The sequence below is a fragment of the Sulfitobacter rhodophyticola genome, from assembly GCF_041281685.2.
Lineage (GTDB): Bacteria > Pseudomonadota > Alphaproteobacteria > Rhodobacterales > Rhodobacteraceae > Sulfitobacter.
Window position 1 is genome coordinate 1,043,478 of record NZ_CP166251.2, and the last position, 15,696, is coordinate 1,059,173.

At 59.6% G+C, this 15,696-nt stretch carries 15 protein-coding genes and 1 tRNA gene; 3 read left to right on the plus strand and 13 right to left on the minus strand.

Annotated features, from left to right (window positions below):
• Positions 1 to 10: 10 nt before the first annotated feature.
• The 8 genes from AB4X18_RS06165 to clpS form a co-directional block, all read right to left on the minus strand.
• Positions 11 to 1,549, minus strand: coding sequence for a benzoate-CoA ligase family protein (locus AB4X18_RS06165; protein WP_432817191.1), 1,539 nt, complete (start codon positions 1,547 to 1,549; stop codon positions 11 to 13).
• A 100-nt stretch (positions 1,550 to 1,649) separates the two neighbouring features.
• Complete coding sequence (locus tag AB4X18_RS06170) at positions 1,650 to 2,966, minus strand: TRAP transporter large permease (protein ID WP_370399264.1); 1,317 nt, start codon at positions 2,964 to 2,966, stop codon at positions 1,650 to 1,652.
• A 1-nt stretch (position 2,967) separates the two neighbouring features.
• On the minus strand, positions 2,968 to 3,480 hold the full coding sequence (locus AB4X18_RS06175) for a TRAP transporter small permease (RefSeq protein ID WP_370399265.1): 513 nt from the start codon (positions 3,478 to 3,480) through the stop codon (positions 2,968 to 2,970).
• Between the two features lie 78 nt (positions 3,481 to 3,558).
• Positions 3,559 to 4,593 carry a TRAP transporter substrate-binding protein gene (locus AB4X18_RS06180; protein WP_370399266.1) on the minus strand — a complete coding sequence of 345 codons (1,035 nt, stop codon included), beginning with the start codon at positions 4,591 to 4,593 and terminating at the stop codon, positions 3,559 to 3,561.
• Positions 4,594 to 4,803: 210 nt separating this feature from the next.
• A tRNA-Met gene (locus tag AB4X18_RS06185) sits at positions 4,804 to 4,880 on the minus strand.
• Between the two features lie 58 nt (positions 4,881 to 4,938).
• Positions 4,939 to 5,739, minus strand: a complete 801-nt coding sequence (locus AB4X18_RS06190; protein WP_370399267.1) for an SDR family NAD(P)-dependent oxidoreductase — start codon at positions 5,737 to 5,739, stop codon at positions 4,939 to 4,941.
• A gap of 24 nt (positions 5,740 to 5,763) precedes the next feature.
• Positions 5,764 to 6,756, minus strand: a complete 993-nt coding sequence (locus AB4X18_RS06195; RefSeq protein WP_370399268.1) for a class I SAM-dependent methyltransferase — start codon at positions 6,754 to 6,756, stop codon at positions 5,764 to 5,766.
• A gap of 1 nt (position 6,757) precedes the next feature.
• On the minus strand, positions 6,758 to 7,093 hold the full coding sequence (clpS, locus tag AB4X18_RS06200; protein WP_370402586.1) for an ATP-dependent Clp protease adapter ClpS: 336 nt from the start codon (positions 7,091 to 7,093) through the stop codon (positions 6,758 to 6,760).
• A gap of 143 nt (positions 7,094 to 7,236) precedes the next feature.
• Between clpS and AB4X18_RS06205 the strand changes: the two genes are divergently transcribed.
• Positions 7,237 to 7,959 carry an HAD family hydrolase gene (locus AB4X18_RS06205; protein ID WP_432817192.1) on the plus strand — a complete coding sequence of 241 codons (723 nt, stop codon included), beginning with the start codon at positions 7,237 to 7,239 and terminating at the stop codon, positions 7,957 to 7,959.
• Positions 7,960 to 8,189: 230 nt separating this feature from the next.
• Positions 8,190 to 9,653, plus strand: a complete 1,464-nt coding sequence (locus AB4X18_RS06210) for a serine hydrolase (RefSeq protein ID WP_432817193.1) — start codon at positions 8,190 to 8,192, stop codon at positions 9,651 to 9,653.
• Here AB4X18_RS06210 and AB4X18_RS06215 read toward each other — a convergent pair.
• Positions 9,634 to 10,533 (minus strand): LysR family transcriptional regulator, encoded by a 900-nt coding sequence (locus AB4X18_RS06215; RefSeq protein ID WP_432817194.1) that lies wholly within the window; start codon positions 10,531 to 10,533, stop codon positions 9,634 to 9,636. The genes AB4X18_RS06210 and AB4X18_RS06215 overlap by 20 nt on opposite strands.
• A gap of 279 nt (positions 10,534 to 10,812) precedes the next feature.
• Between AB4X18_RS06215 and AB4X18_RS06220 the strand changes: the two genes are divergently transcribed.
• Positions 10,813 to 11,073, plus strand: a complete 261-nt coding sequence (locus tag AB4X18_RS06220; RefSeq protein ID WP_370399271.1) for a DUF6552 family protein — start codon at positions 10,813 to 10,815, stop codon at positions 11,071 to 11,073.
• Here the strand turns inward: AB4X18_RS06220 and AB4X18_RS06225 are convergent.
• Genes AB4X18_RS06225 through AB4X18_RS06240 form a run of 4 tightly spaced genes read right to left on the minus strand, consistent with a single transcriptional unit; the run spans position 11,070 to position 15,692 of the window.
• On the minus strand, positions 11,070 to 11,855 hold the full coding sequence (locus AB4X18_RS06225) for a DUF2189 domain-containing protein (RefSeq protein WP_370399272.1): 786 nt from the start codon (positions 11,853 to 11,855) through the stop codon (positions 11,070 to 11,072). The genes AB4X18_RS06220 and AB4X18_RS06225 overlap by 4 nt on opposite strands.
• A 59-nt stretch (positions 11,856 to 11,914) precedes the next feature.
• Positions 11,915 to 13,495, minus strand: coding sequence for an ABC transporter ATP-binding protein (locus tag AB4X18_RS06230; RefSeq protein WP_370399273.1), 1,581 nt, complete (start codon positions 13,493 to 13,495; stop codon positions 11,915 to 11,917).
• Positions 13,492 to 14,598, minus strand: coding sequence for an ABC transporter permease (locus AB4X18_RS06235; protein WP_370399274.1), 1,107 nt, complete (start codon positions 14,596 to 14,598; stop codon positions 13,492 to 13,494). Before AB4X18_RS06235 ends, AB4X18_RS06230 begins: the two co-directional genes overlap by 4 nt.
• The gene (locus tag AB4X18_RS06240) at positions 14,598 to 15,692 is read right to left on the minus strand and encodes a microcin C ABC transporter permease YejB (protein ID WP_370399275.1); all 1,095 of its coding nucleotides are present in this window, start codon (positions 15,690 to 15,692) and stop codon (positions 14,598 to 14,600) included. The genes AB4X18_RS06235 and AB4X18_RS06240 overlap by 1 nt, the downstream gene beginning before the upstream one ends.
• Between the last annotated feature and the right edge of the window lie 4 nt (positions 15,693 to 15,696).

Sequence of the window (15,696 nt, forward strand, 5' to 3'; positions counted from 1 at the left end):
ACCACCATTGTCAGCTTGCTTCGCGCAAACGGAATCGTTGCACCTTGCCTGTGGCGGTTTTGGGGAGCTCGTCGACAACCTCGATCCAGCGTGGGTACTTCCACAGACCAATGCGCGCCTTGACATGTTCCTTCAGAGCATCCTTAAGCGTTTCGTCACCGGTCCCCGATTGCAGAATGACATAGGCTTTGGGCTTTTCCAGTCCGTCTGCATCGCGTGCCGCCACGACTGCCGCCTCCAGCACCTGCGGATGGCTGACCAATGCGCCTTCCACTTCGAACGGGGACAGCCAGATGCCGGAAACTTTGAACATGTCATCCGTGCGCCCACAATAGATCAAACGACCATCGGCGCGGCGTTCATATTTGTCGCCAGTGCGCGTCCAGACCCCTTCGAACGTAGTGCGGGACTTGTCACGCTGGTTCCAATAACCTTGAGCAGAGGATGCACCGTTGACCAGCAGTTCACCAATCTCTCCCGCCCCGACTTCGCGGCCGGTTTCATCCACCAGCCGCATGTCGTAGCCCGGCACAGCCACACCTGACGTGCCATATTCGTAATCGTCCGCGCGGTTGGACAGGAAGATGTGCAGCATCTCGGTCGATCCGACCCCGTCGAGGACAACCGTATCCATATGATCCGTCCAGCGGCTTCCGATGTCGGCCGGCAGCGCTTCACCGGCGGAGATCGACAGGCGCAGCTGTGCATTTGGCACGCCGTTCCTGTCCATTTCCGCAACCATCGCTGAATAGAGCGTCGGTACACCGCAAAAGAGCGTCGGCGCGCGCCGGTCTATCGTTTCCAGCATGGCCTGCGGCGTGGGACGCCCGGTATAAAGCAGGACCTGCGCCCCGACCGACAGCGGGAAGGTCAGCGCATTGCCCAGACCATAGGCGAAAAAGAACTTCGCCGCGGACAGCATGACGTCATCCTCGCGAATGCCCAACACCTGCGCACCATAAGTATCCGCCGACGCCCTGAGCGCGGAATGGACATGCACCACCCCCTTGGGACGCCCGGTTGAACCGGAGGAATATAGCCAGAATGCAACCTCGTCGGGGCTGACCGGCCGTGTGGTTTGCGGTGTGGCCCCCTTGATAAAGGTATCGAACGATTGTGTCCCTTGTGGCGCATCGCCAATCACCACGATTGAGCGCAGATAGGGGTTATCGGCAACAATCGGCGCCACAACGGACCACAGCGCCTCGGAGACCACCAGCATCGCCGCCCTGCTGTCGCGCAGGATTGCATCATAGATTGGCGTTGCGAGAAGTGTATTGAGCGGGATCGGCACCACGCCAGCCTTCAGTCCGCCCCAGAACAATTGCGGAAATTCGATCTGATCAAGCACCAGCAGCGCCATACGCTCTTCCGGTCGGATGCCTGTGCGCGCCAGTGCGCCCGCCACCAGATCGGCCCCCTCCGCCATTTGGGCGTAGGTCAGGCCGCGGCCCGTTTCGACTTCAAGATAGGCGCATTTGTCACCACGCCCTTCCGCCAGATGGCGATCCACGAAGTACTGCGCGGCATTTGCATGAGCAGACAGCATATTTCCCCCTCGAATCTTATGACAGTGTGCCGGAATAGCTGATATTTTCAACCATGGCGCGTAGCTTATTAACCAATTGGGATCAAGCAGTCACCCCGCGTCACGGCAGCAGGAACAGCGTAATAGCCGGGAACAGGACCAGTATGATCACGCGCAGGATATCCGATCCGACGAACCACAAAACGGCGCGATAGGTCTGGGTCATGGGCGTTTCGCGGTCCATGGAATTTAGGATGAACAGGTTCATACCCACCGGCGGGGTGATCAGCCCGACTTCGACCACGATCAGGACAAGGATACCGAACCAGATCGCGACGTGTTCCGGGCTCATCCCGAAATCCATCGCAGAGATCACCGGAAAGAAGATCGGCACCGTCAGCAGGATCATCGACAGGCTGTCCATCAGGCAGCCGAAGATCAGGTAGAACACCAGAATGATGCTGAGGACGAACCACGGGCTGAACCCCTGCCCGACGACCCAGTCCGCCATGAACTGCGGCACGCCCGACAGCGCAAGAAATCCGTTGTAGAACCCCGCACCCAGCACGATGAAAAAAATCATTGCGGTGGTGCGCGCCGTGCCCAGCAGGCTGTCGCGCAGGCCCGCCCAGGTAAGCTGGCCAGAAAAGATCGCCGCCAGCCCCGTGCCTGCGGCCCCGACAGCTGCCCCTTCAGTCGGGGTGAAAATTCCCAGGTAGATACCGCCGACCACCAGCAGGAAGATCACCATGACCGGCAGCGTGTAAAGCAGGGCCGTAAACCGCTCTGCCATCGGGACGGGCGGGCGCGTGCCTGCTGCGTCAGGATGCAGGCGCACGTAAATGGAAATGGTGATGATATAGCCAAGGGCGGCCAACAGCCCCGGTATGAAGGCCGCAAGAAACAGCTTGGCAATGTTCTGTTCCGTCAGGATGGCGTAGATCACAAGAATGACGGATGGCGGGATCAGGATGCCCAATGTGCCCCCTGCCGCCAGTGTCGCGGTGGAGAACCCGCCGGAATAGCCATACCGCTTGAGTTCCGGCAAGGCGACTTTCGACATGGTCGCCGCCGTCGCCAGCGAAGAACCACAGATCGCGCCGAACCCCGCACAGGCCCCGACCGCCGCCATCGCGACACCACCCCGGCGATGGCCCAGAAACCCTTCGCCCGCCCGAAACAGCGCCTGAGACATGCCAGACAACGTCGCAAACTGGCCCATCAGCAGGAACAGCGGGATGATCGACAGCGAATAACTGGAAAAGGTGGTGTAGGTTTCGGATTTCAGCTTGGCCAGAAGCGGCGTGGGATTGCCCCCCATGGCCCAGTACCAGCCCCCGAAGCCACACAACAGCATCGCCATTCCGATGGGCGCGCGCATGAAGATCAGCAGCAACAGAAAAGGGAAGGAATAGAACCCAAGTTCCAGATTGCTCATCTCAGGCGCTCTCATGCTCGGAAGGGAGGATGCTGCGGCCCGTCACCGCTTCCTTGATCCGGGCGAACGCGCAATAGATCGCCGTCACGCAGGCAACAAGCCCTGCTGCAAAGCTGGCCCCGTACCCCCACCAAACCGGGAACTGCAGAAAGAATGTTGTTTCCCCGTTCCCGATATAGCGCTGCATGCCTTCGTACAGCCGCCAGATGATCAGCAGGATGACCAGCGCCAGCACGACTTCCCAGAACGCGGTGATCCAGCGCGTGATCCGTGCGGGCAGCGCGGTGGTGAAAACATCGACGGTCGCATGGGCGCCGTAGAATTGGGTGATCGGAAGGAAGGAGAAGATGGCAAAGGCGACACCTGCCTCCAGCAGTTCGTAGGTGCCTACGATCTCTCCCACTCGAATCCAGCGGCCGGTGATGGAAATGGTCATCAGCGCAATCAGCGCGATCAACACCAGTCCCCCCACAAGTGCCGTGAATCGCGCAAGCGAGTGGATTAAGCGGTGCATGATCTGTCCTGTTGTTCCGGCCTGCCATCGGTCTGGCGCATCTGCTGCGCGCCAGACCTGTTCTTTTGTCTGGCCTGCCTAGCCGTCGTAGCCGTCAATCAGCGCACGCGCTTCATCAATCAGCGCCTGACCGTCGATGCCTTTTTCCGTCATGTCGGCAAGCCATTGGTCATAGATCGGCTGCGCCGCGTCGATCCAGACCTGCGTTTCTTCCGCGTTGAGCGTCACGATATTGTTGCCCGCATCCACCGCCAGCTTTCGCGACGGGCCGTCGGATTCCTGCATGGTGGACCCGGCAAATACCGAGAATTCGAGCCCTGAATTGTCGTCGATCACCTTCTTGAGATCATCCGGCAACCCTTCGTAACGATCCTTGTTCATCGCCAGAACAAAGGTCAGCGTGTAAAGCATGTTGCCGGTGAATTCGGTGTGGTTCGTCACAAGCTCCGGCACCTTGAGGGCCTTCGTGACTTCCCAGGGGATCGTAGCACCATCAATCACGCCCTTTGACAGACTTTCGGGGATCGCAGGCACCGGCATGCCGACGGGCTGTGCGCCCAGCTGCTCGATCAGCTTGGATGCCAGTCGGGAGCCACCACGCAATTTCATCCCGTTCATGTCGTCCGGCGTGCGGATTTCCTTGTTTGAATGAATCAGGCCGGGACCATGGACCCATGTGCCCAGAATGTGCACATCCTTGAATTCGGTGTCCTTCATGTGCTTTTCGAACATCTGCCAGTACGCCGCACTGGCGGGACCGGCATCCGTAACAAGGAAAGGCAGTTCAAAGACTTCTGTCCGCGGGAAACGGCCCGGCGTATAACCCACAACAGTCCAGATGATATCGGCCACACCATCGATGGCCTGGTCCATCAGCTCCGGCGGCTTGCCGCCCAGCTGCATGGAGGGATAGCGTTCAACCTTGATCCGGCCACCGCTGTCTTCCTCGACATTGTCGGCCCAGACGTCCAGCACCAGCGATGGTACGTTGGCTTGCGGCGGCAGGAACTGGTGCATGCGCAATGTGACGTCCTGTGCCAGCGCAGACGTCGCGGTCAGCGCGGCGGCGGCAGTGGCACCTGCAAGGCACAGAAGTGTACGGCGAAAAATCATTTGTCTCTCCCTATTATCGTTGAGTGATGCAGCCCTGTTGCCGGACCGTCATCATCTTGTTCAGGTTGTAATCAGACAGTACCGGGCCGATATCGTCAATCACGTCAGGCCCGAATGGGTGAAAAATGTGCCATCAGCCTCATTCCAGCCGCAAAAGGGCAAGCGCTGACGCGGTTACAGGTACGATCTGACGTCGAAGGGGGAGAGGTGTGGTGGCGTTACCTGGACTTGAACCAGGGACCTAACGATTATGAGTCGTTCGCTCTAACCAACTGAGCTATAACGCCGTGAGCGCGTGGATTAGGGCAGCCCATGCCGCCCGTCAAGCCCAAAACAGGCGCAATTCTAGTGCGCCGGTGATGTCACCGCGTCCAGAAGGCTGCGACCACCATCAATGGTCATGACTTCGCCGGTCATGAATGAAGAGCTTTCAGCCGCAAGGAACTGGACTGCCTCGCACAGTTCCGTCGGGGCTGCGATCCGGCCAAGCGGCGTGTTGCTGCGAATGTCGTTGCGCCATTCCCGGTTTTCCGCCACAGCGGTCCGGAGCGATGCGCTCATCACCGATCCGAAGGCGATGGCATTCACACGGATCCGATGTTCAGCCAGCACCAGCGCCATGGACCGGGTCATCTGCTGCACAGCGGCGGCGGCGATGGCGTATCCCATCAAGTCAGGCTGGGACTGACGCGCGGCGATGGAACTGAGGTTGATGATCGCCCCGATCTGACCTTCGGGCTGGTCTTCGGCCTGTTTGATCATGCGCTTGGCCACCAGTTGCGATAACGACAGCGCCGTCATGAGGTTCTGATCCAGCAGCGTCGAAACGGAGGTGTCTTCGACGTCCAGTGCATCGGTCACCAGCACCTGACGCGAGGCGTTCACAAGGATGTCGATCTGGTCAAAGGCGTCAATCGTCGCCGAGATCAGGTTGGCGATGGTCAGGCGTTGTCGCAAATCACCTGAAAAGACCCGAATATCGCCGTCTTCAGCGTCGCTGCCCAATTCCTCGATCAGCTTCTTTTCATTCATATCGGCGGCCATGACGTTGGCGCCACGGTCCGCCAGATGGCGTGCGATTGCCAACCCGATGCCGTCTGCCGCACCGGTGACAATCGCTGTCTTGCCCTTGATCGAAAATGTCATGTGGGGATGGTCCCTCGCAAATGCTCAGCGCCGGGGGCGCAGCGGTCGGGTGGCATGAAAGAGCTTGAAACGCGCGTCTCCGCCGATCTCGCTCACTTCTGCAAAGCGTTTCTTCAACTCCGCTTCATACGGCAAATGGCGGTTCGCGACCATCCATAAATCCCCGTGCGAAGCCAGAATCCGGGCTGCTGACGCAACGAAAGCCTGCCCGATCTGCGGCTCGGAAGCGCGGCCCCGGTGGAAAGGCGGGTTCATTACGACCGTGTCCATGCGGTGCGGCGGGGCCCAGTTGGTCGCATCTTCCCAATAGAATTCGGCCCGGTCGTCAGTGACGTTGTGCCGTGCACAGGCTAGTGCCATGTGCCCCGCTTCGATCAGATACAACTTGGTGACATCCTCCCGCGTCAACACATGGGCCGCCAGGTACCCCCAACCCGCCCCGAGATCAGCAACCTCACCCTTGAGTTTTTGGGGGAGCGCATCGACCAGCAGCGCGGACGCCAGATCCACACCATCCGCAGAAAAGACGCCCGGCGCGGTCCAGAACCCCCCATCGGTCAGGGCAGGCCCCGCACTCCAGTCGGCAAAGCAATCGGCGGCCGGGGCATTGATCCAGAACAGCTTGCCATGCGCCTTGGAAATCGGACCTTCAACACTGACGCGGGCGCGCATTTCCCTGAGGATGGAATCCGCCCCGTCGGTCTTCTGCCCATCTACCAAGACGATCCCATCGCTGATCGCGCAGGCTTCGGCCACCATGGCGCGGGCTTCGACCTTGGCGCGGGGCAGGCAGACAATCGTTGCTGCATAGCGGGCGCTGGGGCTGTGCATGACTTCGAACCCGCGCCCTTCCCACGCGTCGAAGGTCGGCTTGAAATCCTGAACGATGTGACAGCGCGACGGGTCAATGCCATCAAGACTGGCTTCCGCCGGGGGATTGAAGACGGCAACCAGACCGTCTTGCGGTAGAACAAGCGCCCCGCCGTCAATCGCCACCTGCAATCGTGCGTCGATCACACTATTCTTCTTTTTCCATGGTGCATTGCAGCGGATGCTGATGACGGCGGGCAAAATCCATGACCTGTGCGACCTTCGTCTCCGCGATCTCGTGGCTGAAGACACCGACGACGGCCAATCCCTTCTTGTGCACAGTCAACATGATCTCGAACGCCTGCGCGTGATTGAGACCGAAAAACCGCTCCAGCACGTGCACCACGAATTCCATCGGCGTGAAATCGTCGTTCAGCAGCAAGACTTTATAAAGCGGCGGGCGCTTTGTCTTCGGTTTGGTCTTGGTCAGAACATCGGTCTGGTCGTCGTCATCAGGACCATCACCTGCCATCATCACAGGCATCTTCGCCGCCCGGAGGGCGACCAAATGGTCCGTGGTCATGTGATCTTCAAGGCGCATCGCTGCTCCACCGGGACGAAGGGATTCTTTTCGCTGTGAACCGTCTATATAACCTGTGGAGCGTCTGAGAAAAGAGGGGGCATCAAATGAGCGTCGCTTTGACCACCATCGGCTTTGATGCCGACGACACGCTTTGGCACAACGAACGCTTCTTTTCGATGACACAGGCCCATTTTGCGGACCTCTTGTCGGACCATGCCGACAGCACGCCGCTGATGGACCGGTTGGAAGCAGCGGAACGTCGAAATCTGCCACACTATGGATTCGGCATTAAGGGATTCACCCTTTCGATGATCGAGACCGCGATCGAGGTGACCAATGGCAAGGTGTCCGCATCCGTAATCGGAGAGATCCTTGATGCGGGCCGGGACATGCTGTCTCATCCTGTTGATATCCTGCCCGATGTGGTCCCTGTGCTGGAGCGGCTGCGCAAGGATCACAAGCTGGTTGTGATCACAAAGGGCGACCTGCTGGATCAGGAACGCAAACTGGCGCAATCCGGCCTGCGCGACCACTTCGACGCGGTTGAGATCGTGTCGGACAAGACCGCTGAGGTTTACGAAGCGGTATTCAGACGGCACGGCACCGGCGCGGATCAGGGATTGATGGTGGGCAATTCGATTGCGTCGGACGTCACGCCAATGATCGCGGCAGGCGGTGTCGGCGTGCATGTGCCCCATGAATTGACCTGGAACCTGGAAGCAGCGAAAACCCCCGACAGCCCCCGGTTTTTCGAGATCGCAGGCTTGGGTGCCTTGCCTGATCTGATTGCGCGGATCACCGCCACTTCGACGCTGCCCAAGGGCTAGCTCGAATCTGGGCAACGCGCCCCTATTTCGCCACATTTCAGACACAATCGCGCAGTTTGTAGGTGCGCCATACCGCACCGCAACATCTGGAATGGGCACGCCGCGCTTTTTCCGCAACAGACCGCACGCCGTGGGTTTATCGAAAATCCACAGTATGTTACCCTTTGTTCAATCAAAAAAATGGCCAGTCTAAAAATCGGCGGTCTTGAGGCAAAAAAGGCAGGTTTAGAATGAAGGTGCGGCGCGTGCAGCCGGCCCGTTTGGGGCTATTCATATTCTCGGCAATTTGGCTTTTGGTGGTGGTGCCACTCAGCGCAATGGCGGCGCCTTATGCGGCCTATGTGATTGATGCGCGTACCGGAAAGGTTCTGCATTCCCGCAACGCGGACACGCGGCTGCATCCGGCCTCCCTGACCAAGATGATGACCGTCTACATCGCCTTTCAGGCGGTAGAGCGAGGCGAGATTTCGCTTGATACCAAAGTGACCATTTCCAAAAAGGCCGCGTCCGAGCCGCCCAGCAAGCTTGGCCTGCGCCCCGGCCAACGCATCGCGCTGCGCTATCTGATCCGCGCGGCGGCCGTGAAGTCCGCCAATGACGCGGCCACCGCCATCGGCGAAGCCATCTCCGGCTCCGAAGCGAAGTTTGCGCGCCGGATGAACCGCACCGCCAAGCAGCTTGGCATGACGCGCACCACCTTCAAGAATATGCACGGGCTGACCGAAGCCGGGCATTTGTCCACCGCGCGCGACATGACCGTGATGGGGCGGCATCTGCTTTATGACTACCCCCAGTACTACAACCTGTTCTCACGCAAGACGGCTGATGCAGGGGTGCGCAAGGTCAACCACACCAATCGGCGTTTCCTGAATTCCTACAAGGGGGCCGACGGGATCAAGACAGGCTATACCCGTGCGGCGGGCTTCAACCTGACTGCCTCAGCGGAGCGCGGGAACGAACGGGTGATTGTTACCGTATTTGGCGGCAAGTCCACCACATCCCGGAATGCCAAGGTCGCAGAACTGATGGATCTGGGCTTCCGCCGCGCGCCGTCACGTGCGCCGCTGCGCAAACCCACACCGCCCACCTACGTCGCTGAAAAACCTGCCCGCGTGGCATCAGTCGCGACAACGGGAGGGGCGGGCAAGACAATCCGTCTGGTCGGTGCCGTCAAAACCTCCAAACGCCCCAAGATCCGGCCGGGCGCCATGGTGCCCGTGTTGGTGGCTCAAAACACCGCGCCGGTCGTGACCAACGACGACATAACCGCTGCCTTGAAAGAGGCTGTCGCCACCGCGCCGGAACCTGCCCCCGTGCCCGTTGCCGCATCAGACGGCAGTGTGCAACTGGCCGCGGCCCGGACATCCATTCGGCCTGCAGCAAGGCCCAAAACCATCGAAGCCGTTGTGGCCAAGGCGGTAGAACAGGAAATCGTGACCCGCGTGTCGACCTCCGGCGGGCGGCATTGGGGGGTCAACGTGGGGCGCTATCCCAATCGGTTTGCCGCAGAAAAAGTGCTGCTGAAGACCGCACTGGCTGAAATGGCGACACTGGATGGCAGCCTGCGCAAGGTGGTCAAGCGGCCACAGGGGTTTGATGCCAATTTTCTTGGCATGACCCGCGAAAGCGCTGATCTGGCCTGTCGCCGTCTCGCCGCGCGAAATGTCAGTTGCTTCATGATCGGGCCTGGCTAAGGTCTGATTTCGCCTCCCGGCGCAGCCACTGAACAAACGACTTGAGTGCCGGACGCATGACGCCCGGCCTTTTGACCAGATAATACCCCGCCCCGCGCGCTTCTTCGACGGCGATCACGCGCAACCGGCCCGCTGCGATGTCATCCTCCACAAAGCAGCGCACCGTGACCGCGACGCCCTGCCCCGAACGCGCCCCCTCCAGCAGCAGATTTCCCGGCAACTGGGTCATCCCGAAACCCGCTTCGCGCCGAACGCCCTGTTGTTCCAGCCAGCCATCAGCCTCCGAACGGCCCAATTCCTCCAACCAGGGCAGGCGCGCCAGGTCGGCCGGTTTCGGTGGCGGCCCCTCTGCCCCTACCAGCGCAGGGGCGGCGACAACCACGATCGGGGATTGGACCAGCATTTCGCAATCCAGTCCCGGCCAGTCACAGGTGCCGTGCCTGATGGCCAGATCAACCCCGTCCGGGCCAAGATCCGCCAGCTTGGGCGTCGGGTTCAACATCAGATCGACATTTCCGAACTTTTCCCGAAAGCGCGGCAGACGCGGCATCAGCCATGACGCGGCGAACGTTGGCGTCAGTGAGATATGCAGGGGCTGCGCCGCACGCGCGCCTGTCAGCACCTGCGCGGTATGGATCATGCCCCCGAACCCGGCGCGGGCGGCTTCCGCCAATTGCCGACCGTCTGGTGTAAGGCTCAGCGCCCGCCCGCTCCGGTCCAGCAAGACCAGATCAAGATGTGTTTCAAGGCTGCGCAATTGCTGGCTGATCGCGGCATGGCTGACACCGAGCGCATCGCCTGCGGCGACAACGCCCCCTTCTTCGGCAAATGCTGCAAAGGCCCGCAAGGCCGAAAGCGGGGGGAGGTCACGCCAATCCATATTAAACCTCAACTTACATAATATTAGAACACATGAGTCGCATGAAATGCGCTGATACGTCAATGTCGTTCACAGAACACATTCCATATCAGGAGAGAGACAATGCTGAACATCTACGCCCAATCTTTCATGACAGCCACGCGCAGCAACTGCACAAGCCTGCATGATGTCCCCCCTGCCAACCCCGAAAAACGGCGCCGGTGGTGGCAGTCACGCCAGACAATCTGCCTCGATCTGCGTAAGCTTTGATCTTTTGACCTGCCGCAGCGGAGGACCTGCATGACCGACCTAACCTCAACTCTCCCCCTGGACGCCGCCCGTTTGTGGAACAAGACCACGATCCTCAAATGGGTGGCGTCGATCTTTCAGATCATGGGCTATGGCGCGACGGCCTTCGGGTTGAACCCGCTAAACATCTACCTGTTCTTTGGCGGGCTTATCGGCTGGTTCATCGTTGGTGTGCTGTGGCGGGATCGCGCGATCATGCTGATCCACGTGGTCGCCCTTGCCGCGATGATCACCGGCTTGCTGAGCGCTTAGCTTTCCGGGGCCTCTGTCGGGTCGGTGACAGACTTGTACAGGTGCCATGTCGCATGACCCAGCAGGGGCATCACCACGAACAGCCCCAGAAAGAATGGCACCATCGCCGCTAGCGTCAGCACGGCAACCACCACGCCCCAGCCCAGATAAATCATCGGCGCGCCGTGCACCGCGCTGATAGACCGCAAGAGCGCCGACATGAAATCGACGTCGCGGTCCAGCAGCATGGGCATGCCCAGAACGCTGATCGAAAAGACGACAATTGCAAACACCGCCCCCACCGCCGATCCAAAGGCCAGCATGGTCAAACCCTCAGACGTCAGAAACACATCCAGCGACGTGGACACATTGGTCATCGGGGCAAGGCCCAGGAACAGGGCAAAGATCATGTGACCCAGAAAGAACCAGAACAGGAAAACCACGATGATGATCACAGCTAGCCAAGGCAATTGACCGTTGCGCGCCTGCCAGACGACGCTTGCAACATCACCCAGTGCCAGACCCTCTCCGGCGCTGCGACGGCGGCTGACCTCGTAAAAGCCCAAGGCCGCCAATCCGCCCACCAGCGGAAAACCCATGACCGCAAGGATCAACCAGAATGTGTGTCCTGTGGTATAGGTGATCCAGCTCATGATCAGGCCCGTGCAGACAAAAAAGCTGGCAAAGAACAGATCGGTCAACGGGGCGGCGGCAAAATCACCGAATGCGGCGGCAACGCTGCGTCGCAGGTCTGCAAGGGTGGGCGCGCGCAGTTTGGGTGCGCCGTGTGGTTTCGAAGTCATGGCGCAAGTATTGCGGAAATCCCGTGGAAATCAAACGCTGCGTGACCCTGCCGCACGGTTCATGTCGCCGCCTGCAAAAGCGTCCGTGTGTATTCGGTGGTCGGCCGATCATATAGATCCGCCGCAGCACCATATTCGACCACATCGCCGCGCTTCATCACGATGACCTTGTGCGACATCGCCCGCACCACTTTCAGGTCGTGGCTGATGAACAGATAGGCCAGCCCGTATTTCTGTTGCAGGGTACGCAACAGGTCAACGATCTGCACCTGAACGGTCATGTCCAATGCCGATGTCGGCTCATCCAGAACCAGCAGCTTGGGTCGCAGCACCATTGCGCGGGCAATAGCGATCCGCTGACGCTGACCGCCCGAAAATTCATGCGGGTAGCGGTCCATCGTGGACGGGTCGAGGCCTACCTCCACCATCACGTCATGCACCAGAACACGCTGATCCGAACCTGCGTCAATGCCGTGCACCCCCAGCCCTTCGGAGATGATCTGAAAGCACGTCATGCGCGGCGACAGCGACCCGAAAGGGTCCTGAAAGACGATCTGCATCTCCGACCGCAGCCGCCTGAGTTGCCGGGTGGACCACTTGCGGACGTCCTGCCCCATGAACGTGATGCCCCCTTCGGAGGCGATCAATCGCATGATGGCCAACGCCATGGTGGTCTTGCCCGATCCGCTTTCACCGACGATGCCAAGTGTTTCCCCTGCCCGCACGGTGATGGAGGCATCGTTGACCGCTTTCACATAACCCACGGTCCGGCGCAGCAAACCTTTCTGGATCGGGAACCAGACCTTGAGGTTCTCCGTCTCCGCAATCACCTCTGCCCCTTGCGGGACGGGGTCAGGAATGCCCGAAGGTTCAGCCGCAAGCAGCTTCTGCGTATAGGGATGCTGAGGTGCGTCAAAGATCTGTGCCGTCGGCCCTTGTTCAACAATCTCACCCTTCTGCATGACGCAGACGCGGTCCGCGATACGGCGCACGACACCCAAATCATGGGTGATGAACAACAGCCCCATGCCTTCGCTGGCTTTCAACTCTGCCAGCAGTTCAAGGATCTGTGCCTGAATGGTCACGTCCAGCGCGGTTGTCGGCTCATCCGCGATCAGCACGTCGGGCTTGTTGGCCAGCGCCATGGCGATCATCACCCGCTGCCGCTGGCCGCCTGATAGTTGGTGCGGATAGGCGCCCAACCGGCTTTCGGCATCGTTGATGCCCACCTTGTCCATCAACTCCAGTATCCGCGCCCGCGCCGTATCGCCCGTCAGACCCTGATGCAGGGCAAGGCTTTCACCCACTTGCTTTTCGATCGTGTGCAGCGGGTTGAGCGATGTCATCGGCTCCTGAAAGATGAAGCTGATGTCGTTGCCACGTACCTTCCGCAGCAATGCTTCATCCGCACCGATCATCTGCTGGCCGTCATAGGTGACGGAACCGGATACTTCCGCGCTGTCGCCTAACAGCGCCACGGTCGACAGTGCCGAAACGGATTTGCCCGAACCGGATTCGCCCACCAGCGCAACCGTCTCTCCCCTTTCGACGTGAAAGCTGATGTTGCGCACAGCCTCGGTCACCTTGCCGTCCTGACGGAAGGAGACGCTGAGGTTCTTGATATCCAGAAGTGCCGTCAAGAGAATGTCTTTCTGGGATCGAATGCATCGCGGATGCCTTCAAAGATGAACACCAGCAGCGACAGCATCACCGCGAAGGTGATAAAGGCGGTGAAGGCCAGCCAGGGCGCTTGCAGGTTTTGCTTGGCTTGCAAGGTCAGTTCTCCCAGCGACGGCGCGGAGGACGGCAGGCCGAAGCCCAGATAATCCAGCCCTGCCAGCGTGCTGATTGTGCCGGTGATGATGAAGGGCAGCATGGTCAGCGTCGCAACCATCGCGTTGGGCAGCATATGTCGGAACATGATCGTGACGTTGCTGACGCCCAGCGCGCGGGCGGCGCGGACATATTCAAGGTTGCGCGCGCGCAGGAATTCGGCACGCACCACACCCACCAGCGCGGTCCAGCTGAACAGGACCAGCAGAAACACCAGCAACCAGAAACTTCGCCCCAGAATGGCGAACATGATGATGATCACGTAGAGCGACGGGGTGGATGACCATATTTCGATGATCCGTTGGAAGATCAGGTCGGTCCAGCCGCCGAAAAACCCCTGTACCGCGCCCGCAATAATCCCGATCAGGCTGGCAAGTCCGGTGACCAACAGTGTGAAGAAGATCGACAGGCGGAACCCGTGGATCACCCGCGCCATCACATCGCGTTTGGTGCCGTCGGTGCCCAGCCAGTTCTGTTCGTTCGGGGCCAATGGGGCGGCACCGGGGCGATCAACAGCGGTGTCAAAGGAATAGGGGATGATGGGCCAAAGCGACCAGCCCTTCTCAATCGCCTCGCCCTCGATCATGCCGTCCTGCGCGTCTTCGATATATCCTTCGGGGTCGTCAAAACACAGATCCATGCCGCCCGTGGCAATCAGGCATTTCACTTCCGGGTCACGATAAACTGCTTCGGTCTGGAAATCCCCGCCAAAGGCCGTTTCGGGGTAGAACTTGAAAATCGGCACATAGAAATCCCCGCGATAGTTCACGAGGATCGGTTTGTCGTTGGCCACGAATTCCGCCAGCAAAGAAATGCCGAAGAGCACGACGAAAATCCACAAGGACCAGAAGGCGCGCCTGTTGCGTTTGAAATTGCGCCAACGGCGTTGATTGAGCGGGGACAGCGCCATCAGCCTTCCCGCCGCTCAAAGTCGATACGCGGATCGACCAGTACATACATCAGGTCGGAGATGATGCCGACGACCAGACCGATCAACGCGAATATGAACAATGTGCCGAAGACGATCGGGTAATCCCGCGCCACCGCTGCCTCGAACCCCAAACGCCCAAGACCATCAAGCGAAAAGATCGTTTCAATCAGCAGAGATTGCCCAAAGAACACCCCGATAAAGACCGCCGGGAAGCCCGCAATCACGATCAGCATCGCGTTTCGGAACACGTGGTTATAGAGAACCTTCCGCTCTGCCAGCCCCTTGGCGCGGGCGGTCATGACGTAGTGTTTCTTGATCTCGTCCAGAAAACTGTTCTTGGTCAGCAGCGTCAGCGTGGCAAAAGCGGAAATGGTGGAGGCCAGCACCGGCAGCGCGATGTGCCAGAAATAGTCGGCCACTTTGCCCAGCGGGCTGAGTTGGTCGAAGTTGTCGGACGTCAGGCCACGTAGCGGGAAGATCTGAAAGAACGATCCGCCCGCAAAAAGCACGAGCAGGAGGATCGCAAACAGGAAACCGGGGATCGCATAGGCCGCGATGATCATGCCGGACGTCCATGTGTCAAAGCTGGTCCCGTCCTTCACTGCCTTGCGGATGCCCAGCGGGATAGACACAAGATAGGCGATCAGCGTGGACCACAGCCCCAGCGTGATCGACACAGGCAGCTTTTCCTTGATCAGGTCGATCACCCCGATGGAACGGAAATAGCTCTCCCCGAAATCGAAGCGCATGTAGTTCCACATCATGCTGAAGAACCGCTGCACGGGTGGTTTGTCGAACCCGAATTCCTTTTCCAGCTCTGCAATGAACTCCGGCGGCAGGCCCCGCGCACCGATGTAGGTGCTGTCGGAGGCGGTGTTCAACTCGTCCCCGCCACCTGCATCGTTGTTCGTCCCAGCAAACCCTTCGAACACGTCTCCGCCACCCTGAATGCGGGCAATCGCTTGCTCCACCGGGCCACCGGGTACGAACTGCACCAGCGTGAAGTTCACCAGCATGATCCCGATCAGTGTCGGAATGATCAGCAAAAGCCTTCTGAGAATATAGGCGCCCATGGGT